This window comes from Sphingomonas sp. 3-13AW, assembly GCF_049311085.1.
In the GTDB taxonomy this organism is placed as follows: domain Bacteria; phylum Pseudomonadota; class Alphaproteobacteria; order Sphingomonadales; family Sphingomonadaceae; genus Sphingomonas.
In genome coordinates this window covers 391,040-407,029 of the sequence record NZ_JASNVZ010000001.1, presented here as the reverse complement: position 1 = coordinate 407,029, position 15,990 = coordinate 391,040, and the positions used below count along the sequence as shown (strand labels likewise).

The 15,990-nt window shown below is 63.3% G+C and carries 27 protein-coding genes; 26 read left to right on the top strand and 1 reads right to left on the bottom strand.

Annotation, left to right across the window (positions count from 1 at the left end):
* The first annotated feature begins 9 nt into the window (after positions 1-9).
* The 10 genes from QP045_RS02275 to QP045_RS02230 all read left to right on the top strand — a co-directional run bounded on the left by QP045_RS02275 (position 10) and on the right by QP045_RS02230 (position 7,553).
* Positions 10-414: a hypothetical protein gene (locus tag QP045_RS02275; protein ID WP_422513332.1), complete on the top strand. Its 405-nt coding sequence runs from the start codon at positions 10-12 to the stop codon at positions 412-414.
* A 107-nt stretch (positions 415-521) separates the two neighbouring features.
* Positions 522-809, top strand: a complete 288-nt coding sequence (locus tag QP045_RS02270) for a hypothetical protein (RefSeq protein ID WP_422513331.1) — start codon at positions 522-524, stop codon at positions 807-809.
* A 29-nt stretch (positions 810-838) separates the two neighbouring features.
* Positions 839-1,405 (top strand): hypothetical protein, encoded by a 567-nt coding sequence (locus QP045_RS02265; RefSeq protein ID WP_422513330.1) that lies wholly within the window; start codon positions 839-841, stop codon positions 1,403-1,405.
* Positions 1,406-1,630: 225 nt separating this feature from the next.
* The gene (locus QP045_RS02260; protein ID WP_422513329.1) at positions 1,631-3,646 is read left to right on the top strand and encodes a thrombospondin type-1 domain-containing protein; all 2,016 of its coding nucleotides are present in this window, start codon (positions 1,631-1,633) and stop codon (positions 3,644-3,646) included.
* A gap of 73 nt (positions 3,647-3,719) precedes the next feature.
* Entirely contained in the window at positions 3,720-4,790 is a 1,071-nt protein-coding gene (locus QP045_RS02255; RefSeq protein WP_422513328.1) for a hypothetical protein, read from the top strand.
* Positions 4,791-5,029: 239 nt separating this feature from the next.
* Positions 5,030-5,545 (top strand): HNH endonuclease, encoded by a 516-nt coding sequence (locus QP045_RS02250; protein ID WP_422513327.1) that lies wholly within the window; start codon positions 5,030-5,032, stop codon positions 5,543-5,545.
* 57 nt (positions 5,546-5,602) lie between these two features.
* On the top strand, positions 5,603-5,839 hold the full coding sequence (locus QP045_RS02245) for a hypothetical protein (protein WP_422513326.1): 237 nt from the start codon (positions 5,603-5,605) through the stop codon (positions 5,837-5,839).
* A 43-nt stretch (positions 5,840-5,882) separates the two neighbouring features.
* Positions 5,883-6,827, top strand: coding sequence for a DUF4262 domain-containing protein (locus QP045_RS02240; RefSeq protein ID WP_422513325.1), 945 nt, complete (start codon positions 5,883-5,885; stop codon positions 6,825-6,827).
* 19 nt (positions 6,828-6,846) lie between these two features.
* A complete protein-coding gene (locus QP045_RS02235) occupies positions 6,847-7,155 on the top strand; it encodes a hypothetical protein (protein ID WP_422513324.1) in 309 nt (102 codons plus the stop codon).
* An 83-nt stretch (positions 7,156-7,238) separates the two neighbouring features.
* A complete protein-coding gene (locus QP045_RS02230; protein WP_422513323.1) occupies positions 7,239-7,553 on the top strand; it encodes a hypothetical protein in 315 nt (104 codons plus the stop codon).
* 223 nt (positions 7,554-7,776) lie between these two features.
* Here QP045_RS02230 and QP045_RS02225 read toward each other — a convergent pair whose 3' ends face one another.
* Positions 7,777-7,923, bottom strand: coding sequence for a hypothetical protein (locus tag QP045_RS02225; protein WP_422513322.1), 147 nt, complete (start codon positions 7,921-7,923; stop codon positions 7,777-7,779).
* Between the two features lie 107 nt (positions 7,924-8,030).
* On the opposite strand from QP045_RS02225, the gene QP045_RS02220 reads away from it, so the two are divergent.
* The 16 genes from QP045_RS02220 to QP045_RS02145 all read left to right on the top strand — a co-directional run bounded on the left by QP045_RS02220 (position 8,031) and on the right by QP045_RS02145 (position 15,989).
* Positions 8,031-8,492 (top strand): hypothetical protein, encoded by a 462-nt coding sequence (locus QP045_RS02220; protein WP_422513321.1) that lies wholly within the window; start codon positions 8,031-8,033, stop codon positions 8,490-8,492.
* Positions 8,493-8,707: 215 nt separating this feature from the next.
* Positions 8,708-8,896: a hypothetical protein gene (locus tag QP045_RS02215; protein ID WP_422513320.1), complete on the top strand. Its 189-nt coding sequence runs from the start codon at positions 8,708-8,710 to the stop codon at positions 8,894-8,896.
* A gap of 64 nt (positions 8,897-8,960) precedes the next feature.
* Positions 8,961-9,254: a hypothetical protein gene (locus QP045_RS02210; protein ID WP_422513319.1), complete on the top strand. Its 294-nt coding sequence runs from the start codon at positions 8,961-8,963 to the stop codon at positions 9,252-9,254.
* Positions 9,255-9,350: 96 nt separating this feature from the next.
* Positions 9,351-9,821 carry a hypothetical protein gene (locus QP045_RS02205; RefSeq protein ID WP_422513318.1) on the top strand — a complete coding sequence of 157 codons (471 nt, stop codon included), beginning with the start codon at positions 9,351-9,353 and terminating at the stop codon, positions 9,819-9,821.
* A gap of 66 nt (positions 9,822-9,887) precedes the next feature.
* A complete protein-coding gene (locus QP045_RS02200; protein ID WP_422513317.1) occupies positions 9,888-10,274 on the top strand; it encodes a hypothetical protein in 387 nt (128 codons plus the stop codon).
* 112 nt (positions 10,275-10,386) lie between these two features.
* The gene (locus tag QP045_RS02195; RefSeq protein ID WP_422513316.1) at positions 10,387-11,250 is read left to right on the top strand and encodes a crotonase/enoyl-CoA hydratase family protein; all 864 of its coding nucleotides are present in this window, start codon (positions 10,387-10,389) and stop codon (positions 11,248-11,250) included.
* 141 nt (positions 11,251-11,391) lie between these two features.
* Positions 11,392-11,898 (top strand): hypothetical protein, encoded by a 507-nt coding sequence (locus QP045_RS02190; RefSeq protein ID WP_422513315.1) that lies wholly within the window; start codon positions 11,392-11,394, stop codon positions 11,896-11,898.
* A gap of 52 nt (positions 11,899-11,950) precedes the next feature.
* On the top strand, positions 11,951-12,130 hold the full coding sequence (locus QP045_RS02185) for a hypothetical protein (RefSeq protein ID WP_422513314.1): 180 nt from the start codon (positions 11,951-11,953) through the stop codon (positions 12,128-12,130).
* Between the two features lie 3 nt (positions 12,131-12,133).
* On the top strand, positions 12,134-12,721 hold the full coding sequence (locus QP045_RS02180; protein ID WP_422513313.1) for a hypothetical protein: 588 nt from the start codon (positions 12,134-12,136) through the stop codon (positions 12,719-12,721).
* 143 nt (positions 12,722-12,864) lie between these two features.
* The gene (locus tag QP045_RS02175; protein WP_422513312.1) at positions 12,865-13,386 is read left to right on the top strand and encodes a hypothetical protein; all 522 of its coding nucleotides are present in this window, start codon (positions 12,865-12,867) and stop codon (positions 13,384-13,386) included.
* Positions 13,387-13,445: 59 nt separating this feature from the next.
* Positions 13,446-13,673: a hypothetical protein gene (locus QP045_RS02170; protein ID WP_422513311.1), complete on the top strand. Its 228-nt coding sequence runs from the start codon at positions 13,446-13,448 to the stop codon at positions 13,671-13,673.
* A gap of 89 nt (positions 13,674-13,762) precedes the next feature.
* A complete protein-coding gene (locus tag QP045_RS02165) occupies positions 13,763-14,422 on the top strand; it encodes an NADAR family protein (RefSeq protein WP_422513310.1) in 660 nt (219 codons plus the stop codon).
* 205 nt (positions 14,423-14,627) lie between these two features.
* Positions 14,628-15,041 (top strand): hypothetical protein, encoded by a 414-nt coding sequence (locus QP045_RS02160; protein WP_422513309.1) that lies wholly within the window; start codon positions 14,628-14,630, stop codon positions 15,039-15,041.
* A gap of 18 nt (positions 15,042-15,059) precedes the next feature.
* A complete protein-coding gene (locus tag QP045_RS02155; RefSeq protein ID WP_422513308.1) occupies positions 15,060-15,293 on the top strand; it encodes a hypothetical protein in 234 nt (77 codons plus the stop codon).
* A 128-nt stretch (positions 15,294-15,421) separates the two neighbouring features.
* A complete protein-coding gene (locus QP045_RS02150; protein ID WP_422513307.1) occupies positions 15,422-15,661 on the top strand; it encodes a hypothetical protein in 240 nt (79 codons plus the stop codon).
* 34 nt (positions 15,662-15,695) lie between these two features.
* Positions 15,696-15,989 carry a hypothetical protein gene (locus QP045_RS02145; protein WP_422513306.1) on the top strand — a complete coding sequence of 98 codons (294 nt, stop codon included), beginning with the start codon at positions 15,696-15,698 and terminating at the stop codon, positions 15,987-15,989.
* Position 15,990 lies beyond the last annotated feature (1 nt).

Here is a 15,990-nt window from a genome sequence, read left to right as displayed (position 1 = left end):
GAACCACAGATGGCCGATTTCCACCTCAACCTGCACGTATCCAAATGGCATCGGCATTCGCACCGCGCGCGAGCCACGGCCAAGGCCGGGCAGCCGGTGGACGAAGTCTTCCAGCAGCTAACCGGCCTCGTCGACGTCCTGAAGTCCGGCGAACTCCCGATCGAGTTCGTACGGGACAGCGTGACCGCGTTCCTCGCGGAGGCATTCGGCCCTGGCGACGTTCAGCGTCTGTCCCGCGTATATGGCGACGACACCCCTCTGGGAGAAGGTTGGCGCCTCCACATCGACGGGGCGAGCTCGGCAGAAGTCGCGCGTCAGGACGCCCTTCTTGAGGATCTCTTCTGCGATGGAGAGCGTCGGGACGGCCTGACGCGCATGGTGCGGCTGGATCAACATCTCAATCTGCTGGACTGAAGCCGGCCGGATCACGATTTCAGCCTCCCTTCTGCTTCACCGCGCTCGGGACAGGGTACGAGAGCTTAGCAGGCACAATGGGAAGTTCCCTCACGATAGGAAAAGACATGGAAGAAAGTGCGCCCAAGATCGTCCTTGTGGACGGCTGCGACTGCCCAGTCTGTGGTGCCACGGAGGTGGTCGACAACACCCTTCCTGTCCGCGAGTGGAGAATCAACGTCCGCGCGCACAAGGTTTACATTGACGGGCTCTCATGGAGCGAATGCCTACTCTGCAAGGCCAGCGACGGCGACGGATGGTTCGCGCATGATGACGAGGGCAACGTCGTGGTAAACCCAAGCCGCATTCCGGCGATCGAAGCTCGAGGCGAGACGGTCGAGCGCGTCCAGCGCTGAGTATGATCTCTTTCAATCAGGACTGGCCCATGAGCACCCAAACCACGTACCGCTTGCGCTGGCCTTCTCGGGGAGACGAGGTCGCCTGTGCGAATGCCCTAGCACCGTGCGCGACCCTGCCCCTCTACGACGCCCGCCCGTTCGATGATCCGATGTTCGAGGTCGGTAACGTCGCGCCAGGCATCACTGTGCGGCATCTTGTGCCAGATGGCCATCCTGGCGGTGAGACCTTCTGGTCGTGGGACGACGGCGTTTTCACCTTCGCTGCAGATCTCCTCAATCCCAGCCGGGCAGGGCACGCCTCATCTCCGGCTGAGTCCGAAGAAGCCAGCCGGGAGACAGTGCTACTTGATGCGCTTGGCCGGACCTGCGCTGCCCCTGCAGGATCAATAGTCGGCGCCTTCTTCAGTGAAGGCTTGGGCGAATGGTTTCCGATGGTTTGGGTGGACGGCCGTCTCCTGCGCGGATACGTAAACAGCTGGTCCCCCGAGCGCCTGGGCGCCACCTTCCGCGAACATAACGGCCTGTTGTCCGTCGATCTCCTCGAGATCGACCTCGATGACGGCTCGCTCACGATCCCATTCGAGACATTCTAGAATTCGCCGGAGGCCAGAGCAGGCGCCGGCGAATATTTCGCTGTCTCAAGAGCTTCTTCATCGATGGCCCAAGTCTCCGAGCCTGTGTGACATCAAAAAGTCTCCTGCCTAATGTAGGGGCCAAGAATGTACGAAGAACCCAAACGATATCCTTAAAACACCGGGCCTTGCGGGTTGCTGATGCCTGGTTTACGGATGGAACAACTAACTTTCGGGGTCTTCGTTATGAGGTTCAATCGTACTGCACGACGTGCGGCGCTCGGGCTATGTGCACTTCTCATGTCGAGCGCCGCATGGGCCGACCCCATTCCCGGTCTCTACGGCACAGGTCTGAACTCGAACGGTCAGAGGCTCGGTGGCGACGGCGATCTCGACGCGCACTACCAAGTGAACGGCCGCCCCGCCGTCGTGTTCACCCACCCAGCATATTATCAGAGCGACGATTCCCTATGGGTCGGCGAACTTCCCGGAGGCCATTACACGGCGCCGATCGTCGACGGCCAGGCGAGAACCTATTACACGCTGACCTTCGACCTCACTGGATTCAATCCCGCGACGGCACAGATTACGGGTTCGTGGGGTGTAGACAACTACGGCGTCGGATATATCAACGGCCAGCCCTTCTCGACCAACTCAGACGGGTTCTCTTCCCCCACAGCATTCAGCATCACATCCGGTTTCAAGTCCGGCCTAAACACGATTACCTTCATGGTCGAAGACTATGGCGCACCTGCTGCGTTTATTGTTTCCGGCATCCGCGGAACCGCGGATCGGGCAGCGCCACCCGCATGGAGCAGCGGCAATTGGAGCGCTTGGTCGACCAGCTGCGGCTCGGCAACCCGGACCCGGCACGTAAGTTGCGTCAGCCCCGACGAGGGCACGACGCTATCCGACAGCTTGTGTTCGGCGGCGAGCAAGCCTGCCACGTCGGAAGCATCCTACGAGACATCCGGCTGCGGCTATTCCTGGACGACGGGCAGCTACGGAAGCCCGGTTCCCGCCTGTGGCGCGACGACGATGTCCCGTCCTGTTACCTGCACCCGATCCGACGATCAGTCGGTCGATCCGTTGCTTTGCGATCAGGCATCCAAGCCGCCATCCGAAGCGCCCACGACCAGCTATTCAACATGTTCCTATTCGTGGACGGCTGACCCGTGGTCAGCTCCGTCGACCACCTGCGGAGAAGCTACCCAGAACCGTGACGTCAGCTGCTCACGGTCTGACCTCATGACCGTTGGGGACAGCTACTGCTCGTCGTCCGGCGCGAAGCCCTCGAATAGCCAGTCTACCTACCAGACCCTGGGGTGCTCCTATTCATGGAATGCAGGGGCTTGGACCGGCCTCGTGCCCGCGTGCGGACCAACCGTGGAGACGCGCAGCGTGACCTGCGAGCGGTCCGACGGCCAAGGCGCCGCGGACTCGTTCTGCCCGCCCGAAGGTCGGCCGGCGGATCAACGCGCGGGCACCAGTTATGCCGCCTGCGGCTACGCCTGGGAAGCTCACTCATGGAGTTCGCCGTCCAAGACATGCGGCAGTTCCACGCGGACGCGCGCAGTTGTTTGCCGCCGCTCGAACGGTGACGAGGTCGCAGACTCCCTCTGTACCGGAACTCGACCCGAGGCCACCGAGACGGTTGCAGATTTTTCGACCTGCTCCTACTCGTGGAGCTACGGCCAGTATGGCCCAACCACCCCGGCATGCGGGGCGAGCTCAAAGACCCGTACCGCCGAGTGCTTCCGTCAGGATGGTGCCCCAGCTGATGAAGCTTTCTGCGGCACCTCTGAGCCTTTAACGCAGCCCTCGACGGACTATTCCGCCTGCACGTACGCATGGCATGCCGGCACATGGAACACGCCCTCCGCGTGCGGCCAGACGACTCGCACTCGCGCTATCACCTGTTTGCGCTCGGACGGCGCGACCGCACCGATAACGCTATGCGACGCCGACGACCAGCCGGTCGCGTCGGAGACAATCTCCGATACCAGCGCGTGCGAGTACAGTTGGGTACTCACTTGGTTTGGCCAGTGGACTGCCTGCGTGAATGACACACAGAGTCGGCCCGTGACAGCGGAGTGCCGTCGTTCGGATGGCACGGCGGTGGCGGACTTCAACTGCTCCACTGTGCCCGCCACCAGCGAGACCAGAGCCTGCACTACCCCGACCAATCCACCGGTCACGCCCCCCGGCGATGGCGCAGTGATCTTCCGTCGGGTGATCGACGTGATGGGGCCACATCGCTGATGTGTGGGGCAGCACTCCGTTGTTGACGCGTCCTATCCGATAATCGACAATTCGCCTTTCGGAGGGAAAATCGATGGCTGACAGCCCAATCACGTACGAAGGGGACGACACGAGCGTCCACGAGGCAACTTTCGTGAAGCATTACGCCCTCCCCGGTGACAAGCTCCGGGTGGACCCGCGCGCCCGTATCGAAGGCGTGAACACGCAGGCACTCGTCGACGACCTGGGTACAGATGTCCTGACCGTCTCGAAGACGGTGATGAAGGGTGAAGGCGCATATGTTCTCCCCACCTACGAATTCGAGGGCGTCGAGGGTCGCTTCAATGCCAAAGCCTTTCAGCACGAGCTGGGCGAGGCCGGCATGCACGGCGTAATCGCCATGCGTGATGGCGAGATGTGGGCGGTCCCGATGGAGACCAAGGAAGGCAAGTTGATCGCTGTGGAGGGGCCCGCGCGCGAGATCGTCGGCCTCACCGGTAAGCTTGCCGACGAGATCCACCCCGAGGGGCTGGACGGCCTACGCAAGGAATTGGAGGAAGGCGCCTTCCAGGTCGACCTCTACCATCGCAACGCCACAAGCTTTGATGACCAGACAGGACCGGTCAACATCGTCGCAATGCCGATGACCTACGGGCGGCCGGCCGATGACGAGCTCGCCATCGCGAACCGCGCGATCGACACGGCTGTCTTCGAGAAGCGGATCGGCGAGGTCGTCCGTGACTCCGCAGCATTGCTAAAGGACTTGGTACAGCTCGGGGGTGGCTCTCACGAGGACGGACGCGAGCGGTCGGAGATTACCGAACTCGTTGACGCACTTAATGCCCGCACGCGCGCTCCGACGGTTCAAAACGGCGGACGCGTCCTTGACGCGGCCGAGGCCACACTGGGCATGCTTGACGACATCGGTCGGTCGAACAGCGGAGATTTCGACGCTCTGGCCACGTCCGTCGAAGCAGCCGGGCGGGCCGGTGACGCTCTGCTGCGGAGCCGCTACAGCGATCTCGGCCTTGAGCCCGCCGCTGCTCGCGACATGGAATCGCTCGCACGGGCCCACGACGAGGCGATGGACGCCGGCCAGAAGGCAGCGCCCAGCACCGCTGTCGCCGGCGCGGCAATGGCTGCCATGTCCCAGCGGGGCATGTAAACCTCCGCACCCAGAAGACTCGCCCGGTCGACCTTGTCGGCCGGGCTTCTTCCTATCCGGGACTAGCGTGAAAAGTTCGTCCGCAACCTCGCCTTAAGATCGCGCCGTCGCTGAGCGGTTCGACCTGGGCTTCAACATGGCCGAAGGGTCCAGATAACGGATTCTGCCTCACCGAACAGTGCCACGCTGCATCCTCGCCTCTGAGAGTGCAAGAAGGCCCTCTATTTACGGAGTCTCCCGTGGTGCACGCCGACGTAATTCGCTACAGAGAGCAGAGGCGCAAAGACCAGAATGGTCGCTGCTACTATTGCCATCTGCGCCTCCTGGACGACTGCACCGCAGAGCATCTGAAGGCGAAGCATCACGGCGGCCCGGACGTCTTCGCGAACATCCGCGCGTCTCATTCCAAGTGCAATGTTCTGGTCGGAACCCTTTCGGTCAAGGAGAAGGTTCGCCTGCACAAACTCGGGCTGGAAGAAGGCAGCGATGCCTTCTTCCGTGAGGTTCAGCGCGTGAACCCTCTCAAGTCCCGGAAGAAGGTTCTACCGAAGCACTCCGTCGGAGCCAGTCCGCGGGTCAATTCACGTGCGACAGAGACCAAGGCCGAAGCATTTGCGCGGATCGCGGCCCAGTCACATCGGGCCGCCGCGCGCCTCGGGATATCGGGACCGGCGGGCGAGGAAGAGTTCAAGACCGCCGATACTCATCAGGATCCGTCGTGCCACCGCCCGGCAGCCAAGGTAATACCGACATGAGCACGTACTCGGAGATCCGCGCCATCGCTGCGCGGTTCGACCTGGACCTCAACATGGTTGAAGGGTCCAGAGGGGATCCTGGCCGACTGGAAAGAAATGACCTGTGGTTCCGACCTCCACCAGGAAATCGAGGGCGCGCTGACGCAAGCCGGTATCGAGCACGACTGGGTCGACGGTATGCGCAAGACGATCATCGAAGTTCGTGCGCGCTCTGTGCCGTTAGCTCATGCAGCAGGTGGCATCGATATTACCTGGCGTCATCTGCCCGCTCCCCACTACGCAGATTTCGAATAGGGGTACGCTGCCTCGAAGCAGAACGGCGGAAGGAAAAATCAAGATGGACGAGACCAGCCGCTTGCGGATCGTAGCCAAGGCTGCTGCGCAACTCGCACACGCTAACCCGGACGTTTCGGACGATACGATCGCCTTTGCGGTCGTTGCCGTCGTGCGGGAGGCCATGAGCGCGAATGAGCCCGATAGCGACTTCTCCGCAGAGACCCTCCTTGCGGCTGCTTCCCAAGGCATTCAGGTAGTCGGCGTAAGCGAGCAGGTACTTGCCCTTATCTCGTTCCAGATCGATGGACGCGGCGAAGACATCGACCTCAGTCTGCTCACGCATCTAGCGGCTCTGAAGCTGGCCGATGAGGATACCGCAACGCTCAAGGAGGCGTTCTCCTCGAGGTTCGGTGAGGGCGTCGTGGTCGACTTCGATGCCGCCACAACGGTAGCCGATCTCGTGAGCCAGATCTTGCGCATGGTGGTGGCCAACGGCGACGACCAGGAGTGTTGCCCCGACGGTGTTGAACAGTGCAGCGGCAACCCTGGAGGCTACACAGAGCGCCAGGATGAGGCGATCCGGCGCCACGGCGTCACGCTTGCGCCTGTGCTTCCAGACCGCGACAGCCCAGGGTTCGTCTATAGCATTGGGATGTCCGAACAGGGCGGAACCGACCTGATCTTCATCGGAGATTGTACGCCGCCGACGTACAACTATCTCCAGATGTTCATCGAGATCCAACTCGCGGGTGAGCAACTCCCCTTCGGTCAGTTTCCCGCCGATGACGTCCGCAACCCTTTCGGGGTGCCCATCTGGCTACTTCCGGCGGACGAGAAGCTCGCCACCCATGCATTCGGATCGGTGTCGCGTCTGAAGCGCATCGGGTCGACCAGCCCCGCAAAGCTAGCGCAGGTCGTAATGCCGGACCGGTCGAACCGCTTCCCCTGGGAAGAGGGGTACGCTTGGCTGGATCAGCAGGTCAGCCGTACTTCGTCCCTACACTGATGCATCTCCTTCGCCTGTGATGAACGAACTCATCCGGAGGTGGAAAATGCAGCAGCAAGTTCACATCGAGCAAGGACACAACAGCCCTTCGGCGCAATCCGTCGCAACGACGCAAGAGCTCGAGGACAAGATCATGGGATGTCTTCCGAAGCCCCTCGCCGACTGGCTTCGTTATGAGGCGCATAAGGACACCTGTCCCGTCACGATCTTCAAGGAATGGCGTCGCGGCGCGCCAGTGGACCGGCTGCTTGCCTCCCTCCGCGGCCTGAGCCGAAAGGACACGCGCCGTACCTACGGACAGGCGCATCCGCACGCGAGCTTCATCTGAATTCCGACGGCGGTGACCTACGCCGCCCACTCAGCAGGGATGACCCTGAGGGCATCTTTGCCCTTTCAACGAGGACGACCGACATGGAATATGGCAGCATCTTTCGCCCCTACGTCTTCGACCAGGCTGCACACGAAGCCCGGCTGGCAGCAGAGCTAGCCGAACGCCAGGAGGTCCAGCGTCGCTCACTGGAAGCAATGGCCAAGATCGTTGACCCGCGAGAGCTGGCAATGGTCCAGGCTGTAGATCAGGTGCTTTCGCGGCTCGGCGACGCCGACGCATACCTTAGCGCTATCGGCGGGCCGGCCACTCGGGCCCTTCAGAAGGCTCTCGCCGCCTACGGCGTCACCCCGGACTATGGTGTTGGATCAATTCGCGAGACGCTCGCTACCAACTGATCACCGGGGCCCGTCCTACCATCCTGGGAACAAGCTGACCGTTTGACCTGCCCGCCGCCTCCGCGGCGGGCCGCTTTCTTCGTGGCTGAAGCCTCGAAAACACGCGGGCGCGGCATCTTCGCTCGACCCGGTTCCAGCGATGCGAAAATAGGAGAGCCCCGGAGAAGAAGCCGGCAGGAGCATTCTCCTCCCTTCAATCCCGGAGGGCACTGCCAAGTTGCCGCTACCCTTGTTCCGGGCACATGCCGTCCTCGACGGCATGTCCTTCCTCTTCGGCTTCTTCCTGTTCGCGCGGAGGATCGCCGACGCGGACTTGGCGGTTCATCCAGATATCGAAGCGGGACCGGGGGACGATCACGTCGCCCAGCAATCTGCACGGCGCACAACACCTGCGACGCCACAGCGAGGATCACCTCGCCGAGGTCAGGTCTGACCCTGATGGGTCAAGCATAAGTTCCTAAGAGAAGGGAAAATCAGATGAGCAATGCACGTCAGTACACCCGCGCCCAGGTCGCACGTTTCAAGGCAATCGACGCGAGCAAGAAGGCGAAGGCTGCGGCACAGGACAGCGCGCCGCAGGGCGAGGTCGTCCAGATGAAGAAGAAGTTCGTCCTCCAGGACATCGACCCCTTCGATGCGATGATCTCGTTCACCGAGACCAACCGTGGCATGACCAAGGGCGAGGAACCGCGCCCGTTCGCCACGCTGAAGGGCGTGGAGTTCATGGTCGACGGCGTCGCCTACACGCGCACCTGCATGGCATACGGCCCGGCGGCCGAAGCGATCAACACCATGCTGGACGGCGGCACCACCATGTTCGAGGTCGAGCTCACGCCGAACTACAACACCATGAAGATCACCGGCCTGGTGATCGACGGCGTGTTCACCGCCTTCCCGGACGAGCGATCGGTTGACGCCGAAGGCCGCCTCGCGGCCTGATCCGCTCCCTGCGCCGCCCCGCCCTACGGCGGGGCGGGGCGGGGCGGACAGGACAATGCCTCCGACCGCTTCATTGGGCAGTTCACGCCGGCAGGCGCGAACGCCCAGTGGCTGTTCATGGTGACCGAGACCGACGGCGTCATCATCAGCAGCTCGCACGCGCTGTAACACCGCGCTCCCGCCCTCGGCGGGAGCGGCATCATCGGAGAGCGTCCATGCCTGAGACCGTCACGCTGTCGTTCGTCAACCGGACGTCCGGCGCCGCCTCCGCCAGCATGACGGTCGAGGCCGGCGCCACCGCCGACATCGCCCGCTGGTACGGCGCCTACTGCGCCGGCGACGACTACGACGTGTTCGTCGACGGCGACGTCGTCGACAAGGACGTCAACGGCGCCATCGACTGAACCCCCTTCCGCTCCGCCCTTCGGCGGAGCGGCACCTCGAGACGGCGTCGCGCCGTTCGATGCCATGATCGGCTTCACCGAGACTAGCCGCGGCGTCGGCCAGAACGACCGCCCCTACACCACGCTCAAGGGCGTCGAGTTCACCGTCGGCGGCGAGAGCTTCACGCGCACTGCGATGGCATATGGCCCCGCTTCCGAGGCGGTCAACGCCCAGCTAGACGCCGGCGCGACCATGTTCGAGGTCGAGCTCACGCCGAACTACAACACCATGAAGATCACCGGCCTGGTGATCGATGGGGTGTTCACCGCCTTCCCGGACGAGCGCCCCGCCATGACCGAAGAGCGCCTCGCGGCTTGATCCGCTCCCTGCGCCGCCCCTCCGGGCAGCGCAGCCCCACAAGATCTACCCCCAAAGGGGTTGCAAACGTCGTTTCCAAGAGAAGGGAAAATCAAGATGAGCACCACCGGCACCAAGCGTCAGTACACCCGCGCCCAAGTCGCACGCTTCAAGGCAATCGAGGCGAGCAAGAAGGCGAAGGCTGCGCCGCAGGACAACGCGCCGCAGGGCGAGGTCGTCCAGATGAAGAAGAAGTTCGTCCTGCAGGACGTCGCACCCTTCGATGCTATGATCTCATTCACCGAGACCAACCGCGGCATGACCAAGGGCGACGAACCGCGCCCGTTCGCCACGCTGAAGGGCGTGGAGTTCATGGTCGACGGCGTCGCGTACACGCGCACCTGCATGGCATACGGCCCGGCGGCCGAAGCGATCAACACCATGCTGGACGGCGGCACCACCATGTTCGAGGTCGAGCTCACGCCGAACTACAGCACCATGAAGATCACCGGCCTGGTGATCGACGGCGTATTCACCGCCTTCCCGGACGAGCGATCGGTGGACGCCGAAGGCCGCCTCGCGGCCTGATCCACTCCCTGCGCCGCCCCTTGGGCGGCGCAGGCCTCAAGCACTGCGCCGAGCTAGGGGCCCACGATGTCTCAGAACCTCCATCTCTATTCCCTCCAAGGGCGCTGTCTTTCCAGCATCGTGCTACCAGGGCGAACCCTCCATTCGTCGGTTCCGGTCACCCTGCCCACTCGCATTCAGGCCGTTCTGACGTGCGCGGGCTTCCATCTCAAGCAGTGGCTCGAGGTCGAGCAAGCCGGTCTGGCCTCGGCTTACGGCAGCGAGTTCATCGTACGGGTCAAGAGTGCCGCGGTCGCAAGTCACATGCGACCCGCCGGCGCAGTTCAGATCGTTGAGCAGATCCGACGTGCCGGCGTCGCGGTCGCACCGATCACGGACATCGTGTCGGAGGCCGCCGAAGTGCCTCCTGACCATCCCGACCAGGTCCCAGTCGCGATCTCCCAGAGCGCCTGATCCTACTGCCCAGCGTCGCCCGACCCTGACGTTGATCCCGATGCACAGGCGCCAAGTCCACGCGTCTCCGCGGAGCGCAGCGCAGATCTGCGCGAAAAAAAGGAGCTATACCATGATCGCTGGACTGTTCGAACAACAGCAGCTTGAGTCCCACTTCGATCCTGCGCTCGAAACGTTGTGGACCTACATGACCCCGACGCGGCGCCCAAGCTTCAACCCCGGGCTCCTGGCCGACTTCGACCAATGGCAGGCGGACATCGATCAGGCGCATACGACGGGAGCGCTTCCGATCCGCTATGTGGTACTCGGCTCCCGCTTCCCGGGGGTGTTCTCGCTGGGCGGTGATCTCGACCTGTTCGCGAGCCACATCAACGAAGGCAACCGGGAAGCGCTCGTCCGCTATGGACGGGCATGTGTCCGGATCCTGCACCGGAACATGCTCGGCTTGAACTTGCCCCTCATCACGATCGGCTTGGTCCAGGGGGACGCCCTCGGTGGCGGCTTCGAGGCTCTGCTATCGTTCAACGTGGTCGTTGCGGAGCGCGGCAGCAGCTTCGGCTTGCCCGAGACCGTCTTCGGCCTGTTCCCCGGCATGGGGGCGCATTGCTTCCTGTCCCGGCGCCTCGGTGCTGCGCGGGCGGAACAGATGATCCTCAGCGGCCGGAACTACTCTGCCGAGGAGATGTACGATCTCGGCATCGTCCACGCCCTGGCGGAGCCTGGAGAGGGCCGAAAGGTCGTGGAGGACTATATCCGGCAGAACCGCCGGCGCCACAGCGGCCACTGCGCGATCTACGAAGCGTCTCGAGCCGTGAACCCGCTGACGCTAGCGGAGCTGGAGACCGTGGTGGATCTCTGGGCCGACGCGGCGCTGCGGCTCAGTGACGCGGACCTGAAGCTCATGCGCCGTCTCGTCGCTGCCCAAACTCGTCTCCTCGAGAAGGCTCAAGCGCGACGCGAGGCGTCGGCCGGCTAACCTTCTCCGTGGCTCCGTTGACGGTGATCATGGTTACCACCATGATGCCGTCAACGTACGTCCTGCGCAGCGTAGCAGTCTGAAGTCTGCGTCATCACGCGTCTGCTCGAGCTGACGAAGACGATCGGGAAGGAAAACAAGATGATCGACCATCTCACGCGCCTCGCGCGGATCGTGCATGCTTTGCGTGCCGGACAGACCATCACTTCCGGTCCCTTTACGGATGAGACCAGCCGCCGCCGGACTACCACGCAGGAGTGGTTTTACACCGGCGAATGGCGCGTGACCCATGACCAGGAGCTCATGCACCGTACACGCGTTCAGATTGGCAGCGGTGCAGCCGCAGAGACGGCAGAGCCCACAGACTGGTCGCCCCAGGACATCATGCAGGCCAGCGTCCACTGGAACGTTGAGGATCTCGCGGCACTGCCTGAGCTTCCAGCTCCCGGTACCGACCCGGTGATCGACCGGATTATGGCGCTTGCCGACGGCGACTGGCATATGATGGCGGGGCGTGAGGTCCGGATGGCCCCTCACCTGTCCGACAAAGATTGTCCCTGGACGATTGAGGACCGTCGGCACTTCGGCGCTAGCCGGGTCCAGCCGCTCGAGGGAGTCTTCTCGGACCTCGTGTTCGCCAAGGCCTGACAGTGGCGCCTCCTTTCGTCTGGCCCAGGACGCCATCCGAGGAACACCTTCGATGAATCTATGCGAAACCACCCGCAACGCCGATGGCCGCGTTCGGTACTACGCTGCCAGCAGGCGCATCACACGCGCTCGGATGCTCGACATAAAGCACTCAAGCCGGCTCGACACCTTCCAGACCCTCTGCCGGGGTGGCTACACACGCCAGCTTTGCGTCGCGACGGCGGAGCGCTGAGTAATGGGTGACTATGTCTCGCTGCTCCTCGGTATGCGCCTGAAGGCTGATGCCCCCGCCAACCTTCCGGAAATGGTGCGGGAGATCCTTAGTCCGCAGAGGGGAGAAGCCGGCGACGGCACCTTTCTGGCGTCGCTTACCTCTCGGATCCTCATCACAGCACCCGACGTCCCAGACGAGGTCGCGGAAGTAGCGGTGATCGATGGCCGTCTCTTCATCGATGCGTTCACGGTCAACACCAACCGTGTGCGCGACAACGGACGCTCCGAACTGGCACTGTTCCTCGATCTTCTGGATCTTTACGGCGATGAACCGCTGGGCACTGTGGTCGGGACATTGCACGGCGATTGGTCCTACAATGACGCAGGTCCTCTGATCGTGACCGGCTCAGGGGTCGCAATTTTAGACGCCGAGCATGACAGCTTGCGCAACGATAGCTTCGGACTGAAGCCGGCGCGGGTGTCTCTCTCCGCCATCTCTCCCGAGGTTGCCGCTCGCCTGAAGAGAGATGACGTCTCAGGCTGGGCCGACTACACCAAGCAGGACATCGACGACGTCCTCGCCTGGGCCGCCGCGGCGCCCGGCCCCTGACGAACGCCCTCATCCACCCCTTTCCCGGCGACACCGCTCATTAGCTCAAGGTCGGTGGGTTTAGCTCGACCATCACGGCGTCGCGCGGATCTGACCCCCGTGGGTGGTCCAAGCATCAACATCACCGGGAAGGGAAAAGGAAGATGGGCAACCTCATCATCGAAACGGCTACCCTGGATCTCAGCCATATCACCACCGAAATGGCCATCGTTCACGAGCTTCCGTTTGTCGGGGTTCGCAGCGACCCGTCGCCTTCTTTCCGGCTCGCACCGACCTCCAGCCTCTCGATGACGGACCTCTGCTATTCCGCCGCCACCGTGATCACCGCAACTGAGCCGCTGTCCGGACACGAGCTCGAAGCGAGCCGCGAACAGGTGGTGGAGGCCCTCAAGACATTGCGCGAGGCTGCGGAGCAGGAAGGCGGAGACGGCTTCTTGCTCGGTTATAACCCACTGGCTCCGACGGCCCGTATTCCGGCCAGCGAACTTGGGTTCACCGACGAATGCGTATTCGTCTGGTCGCGCGATCGCGGAGAAGACCCGCTTTTCGACTGGAGCGACGTCGCTCACGTGGTGACCGATGACGTCTCCATTTCGGTGTTCCTCGTGGACGGACGCCTCGTGACATTGTCTGCAGACATCGACTGGTGGAACCGCCTCAGCTGACCTCGCGGCGCAGGCCTCGCCTGCGCCCCCACACTTCAACCATCGGGGAGCTGAACATTATGAACCGCCTCACCGTCATCACCGTGATCTGCTGCCTCGTGGTCGCTGCAGCCGCGGGCTCCGCCTGCGCCGCGCTCAATGCCGCCGAACTCCCGGGTGGGCAGCTATACTCGTTCGTTGCGGGGCTGCTCGCTATCGCCGCAGGCGGCACCGGGACCATGGTTCCCCTGGCCTGGGTCCTGGACCACTTCTCGGGCGCAGGCCGCCAGCCGTGCTCCGGCTACTAGAAGATCCTCCGCGCAATAACCTTCCGGGATGGGAGGGGGGAGACTGCGTAAAGTCCTTCCTTGTACTTACCTCGGGAAGGGAAAATGCGATGAGCAAGACGTTCGACCTTACGGTCCCCGCCGCTCGCTTGTGGCCGAAGGCTACCACGGCAGCCTGGTGCAAGGTTGCTGATGCCAATGGACATCTCTCGAACATGGCCAATGGAGAACGGCTCGTAATCGAGCGGGTGCGGGACGGACACGTCGTCGAGACGATCGTGTTCCCGTCCGGCGAGCACTTGTTCCAGTGGCTCGCCTTTGGCCACCTGCCTGAGCACCAGGCGAGGATATTGGCCGCGCCGCACGCGATGCAGTCCAAGATGACCGCGTACGAGCGGCTAAAGGAGCGCCGCGCTGACTGGCGCCAGGTGAATGTGAAGGCGATGGCGTTTACGCAGACCGCCCGCCTTCAGGGAAATCGTTACCGCGCCGCCCTCGCCGCGACGATGGGCCGCGACATCGCCGAGCTGTCGATGCGCGATGCTTTCTGGGGCGCCAAGCCCCAGGGTAGTTCCGGCGACCTGTTCGGCCAGAACGTGGTCGGCTGGCTCCAGACCCAGCTGCGCGAGGGCGCGCGCGAGTGGCAGTTCGACGACTTGCACGTCTCGCGCGCGCTGGTGGGCGACCTGCCCCCGCCGCCTGCGCCGCCGGCCCAAGGTTCACTGCTACTCGGCAGTGTCCCCATGGGCGTGCGCCGCAAGGTCCGCTGACGCTTCAGCCGCTCGGTTCAACCGGGCGGCTCGGGCTCCGGATCGCACGACGCTTGCGTGCTCCCGCGCTCGACCTTCGCGCTCAGGACCTAGACCGAATTGCGGCCGCTCCAGACCTTCCGGGTTGGGGCGGCGGTGTTTTTTTGAGCGGTGCCTCGAAAACAGGAGGGCTGGTCGAAGATCCTCAAGGGAAGGGAAAATCAAAATGAACACCGTCACCGCCGCTGCCGCCGCTGCCGCCGCTGGCCTGCCCTTCGCGTGGGCGCCGAACATGCCGGGTTGCCGCATCGTCGGTGAACCTCGCTCCGCTGATCAGTTGCATGCACGCGCAACTGAACTGGCGACCGCCGCAATGAACTCCGCGACGTCCACTGAAGGCGAAGTCCTCGCCTTTCGCGCCAAGGTTCAGGCAGAAGACGAGGCGATCCGCGTTGCGAACCTGCGCGCGCATGAAGCACGCAACGCCGCAGCACACGAGGCTGCCCTCGCCCGTAAGGCCACGCGCATGAACGTGCACGTCATGCGCAATGCGGAAGCTCGCGCGGAGGCCGCCGCTCGCAAGGCAGATCGGATGGCGGCCCATGAGGCGCGCGTCGAGGCTTCACGCAAGGTCGCCTAATTCTACCGCTGCATCATCGTGGACATGTCGGAGCCGGGCCTCGCGGAGATCCTCGGCTACAACGAGAGCACCGAGTTCGACGAGCACGGCATGCGTCTGTGGATCGAGGCTGGAGACGAGCGCATCGACGCACTCCGGGCATTGGAGACGTCCACGGCGCTCGCTCTCGCGCAGCAGGCGGAAGCGGGCAATCTCTCCCTCCTCTACTACGCACGCGTGCCGCAGGAGGACGATCTCCTCCTCGCAGCCTAAAGGCAAACGAGGACCGGCCGGGGCATTGCTCCGGCCGGCTTCGCCGCGGCGACGGAGCCATCAGGACACGTCGTTTGAACCCGTCGGAGCGATCCGAAGCCCCAGCAACTCAAAATAGGATCGTCATCATGTCAACCTGGCTCGTCATGGCGAGCGTCGAGATCAGCAAGAACAACGGGCTGAGCTTCGATGCGAACGCAACCGGTCTGACCGAGGGAGCAGCGAAAGCCGAGGCTTCGCGACGGAACGCGGTTGAGAAGGCCGCTGGACATGTGGGCGTCGATTGGTTTCCAGCTCAGGACCCCTTAGCGATGATGGCGTCTCAGATGGGGATCTCGGTCGAGCACCTTCGCGCAACCTTGGGCTGAGCTCTGTCAACAACGCGTCAGGGAAGGGAAAAGCATGAACGACCTCGTGACATCGACCCTAGGGGTTTCGGACATCGCGATGACGGTGCAAGACCGCTTCGACGGTCCTGCCCTGCCCGCCGAGACGACCGAGACGGGGACGGTGACGGCCTTCGAGCGCATGATGCGGCCGACAGCCGAAGACCGCGGCGTAACCATTGTTCGCTGCCGTGCCGAGCCTGACGACATGATCCGTCGGTTGGAGCAGCTGAGTGCGCGTGAGCTTCCATCCGTCGCCTATGATTTCCGGGCCAGGAACTCAGCTCCACGCTCCTATCGCCGACGCTGAC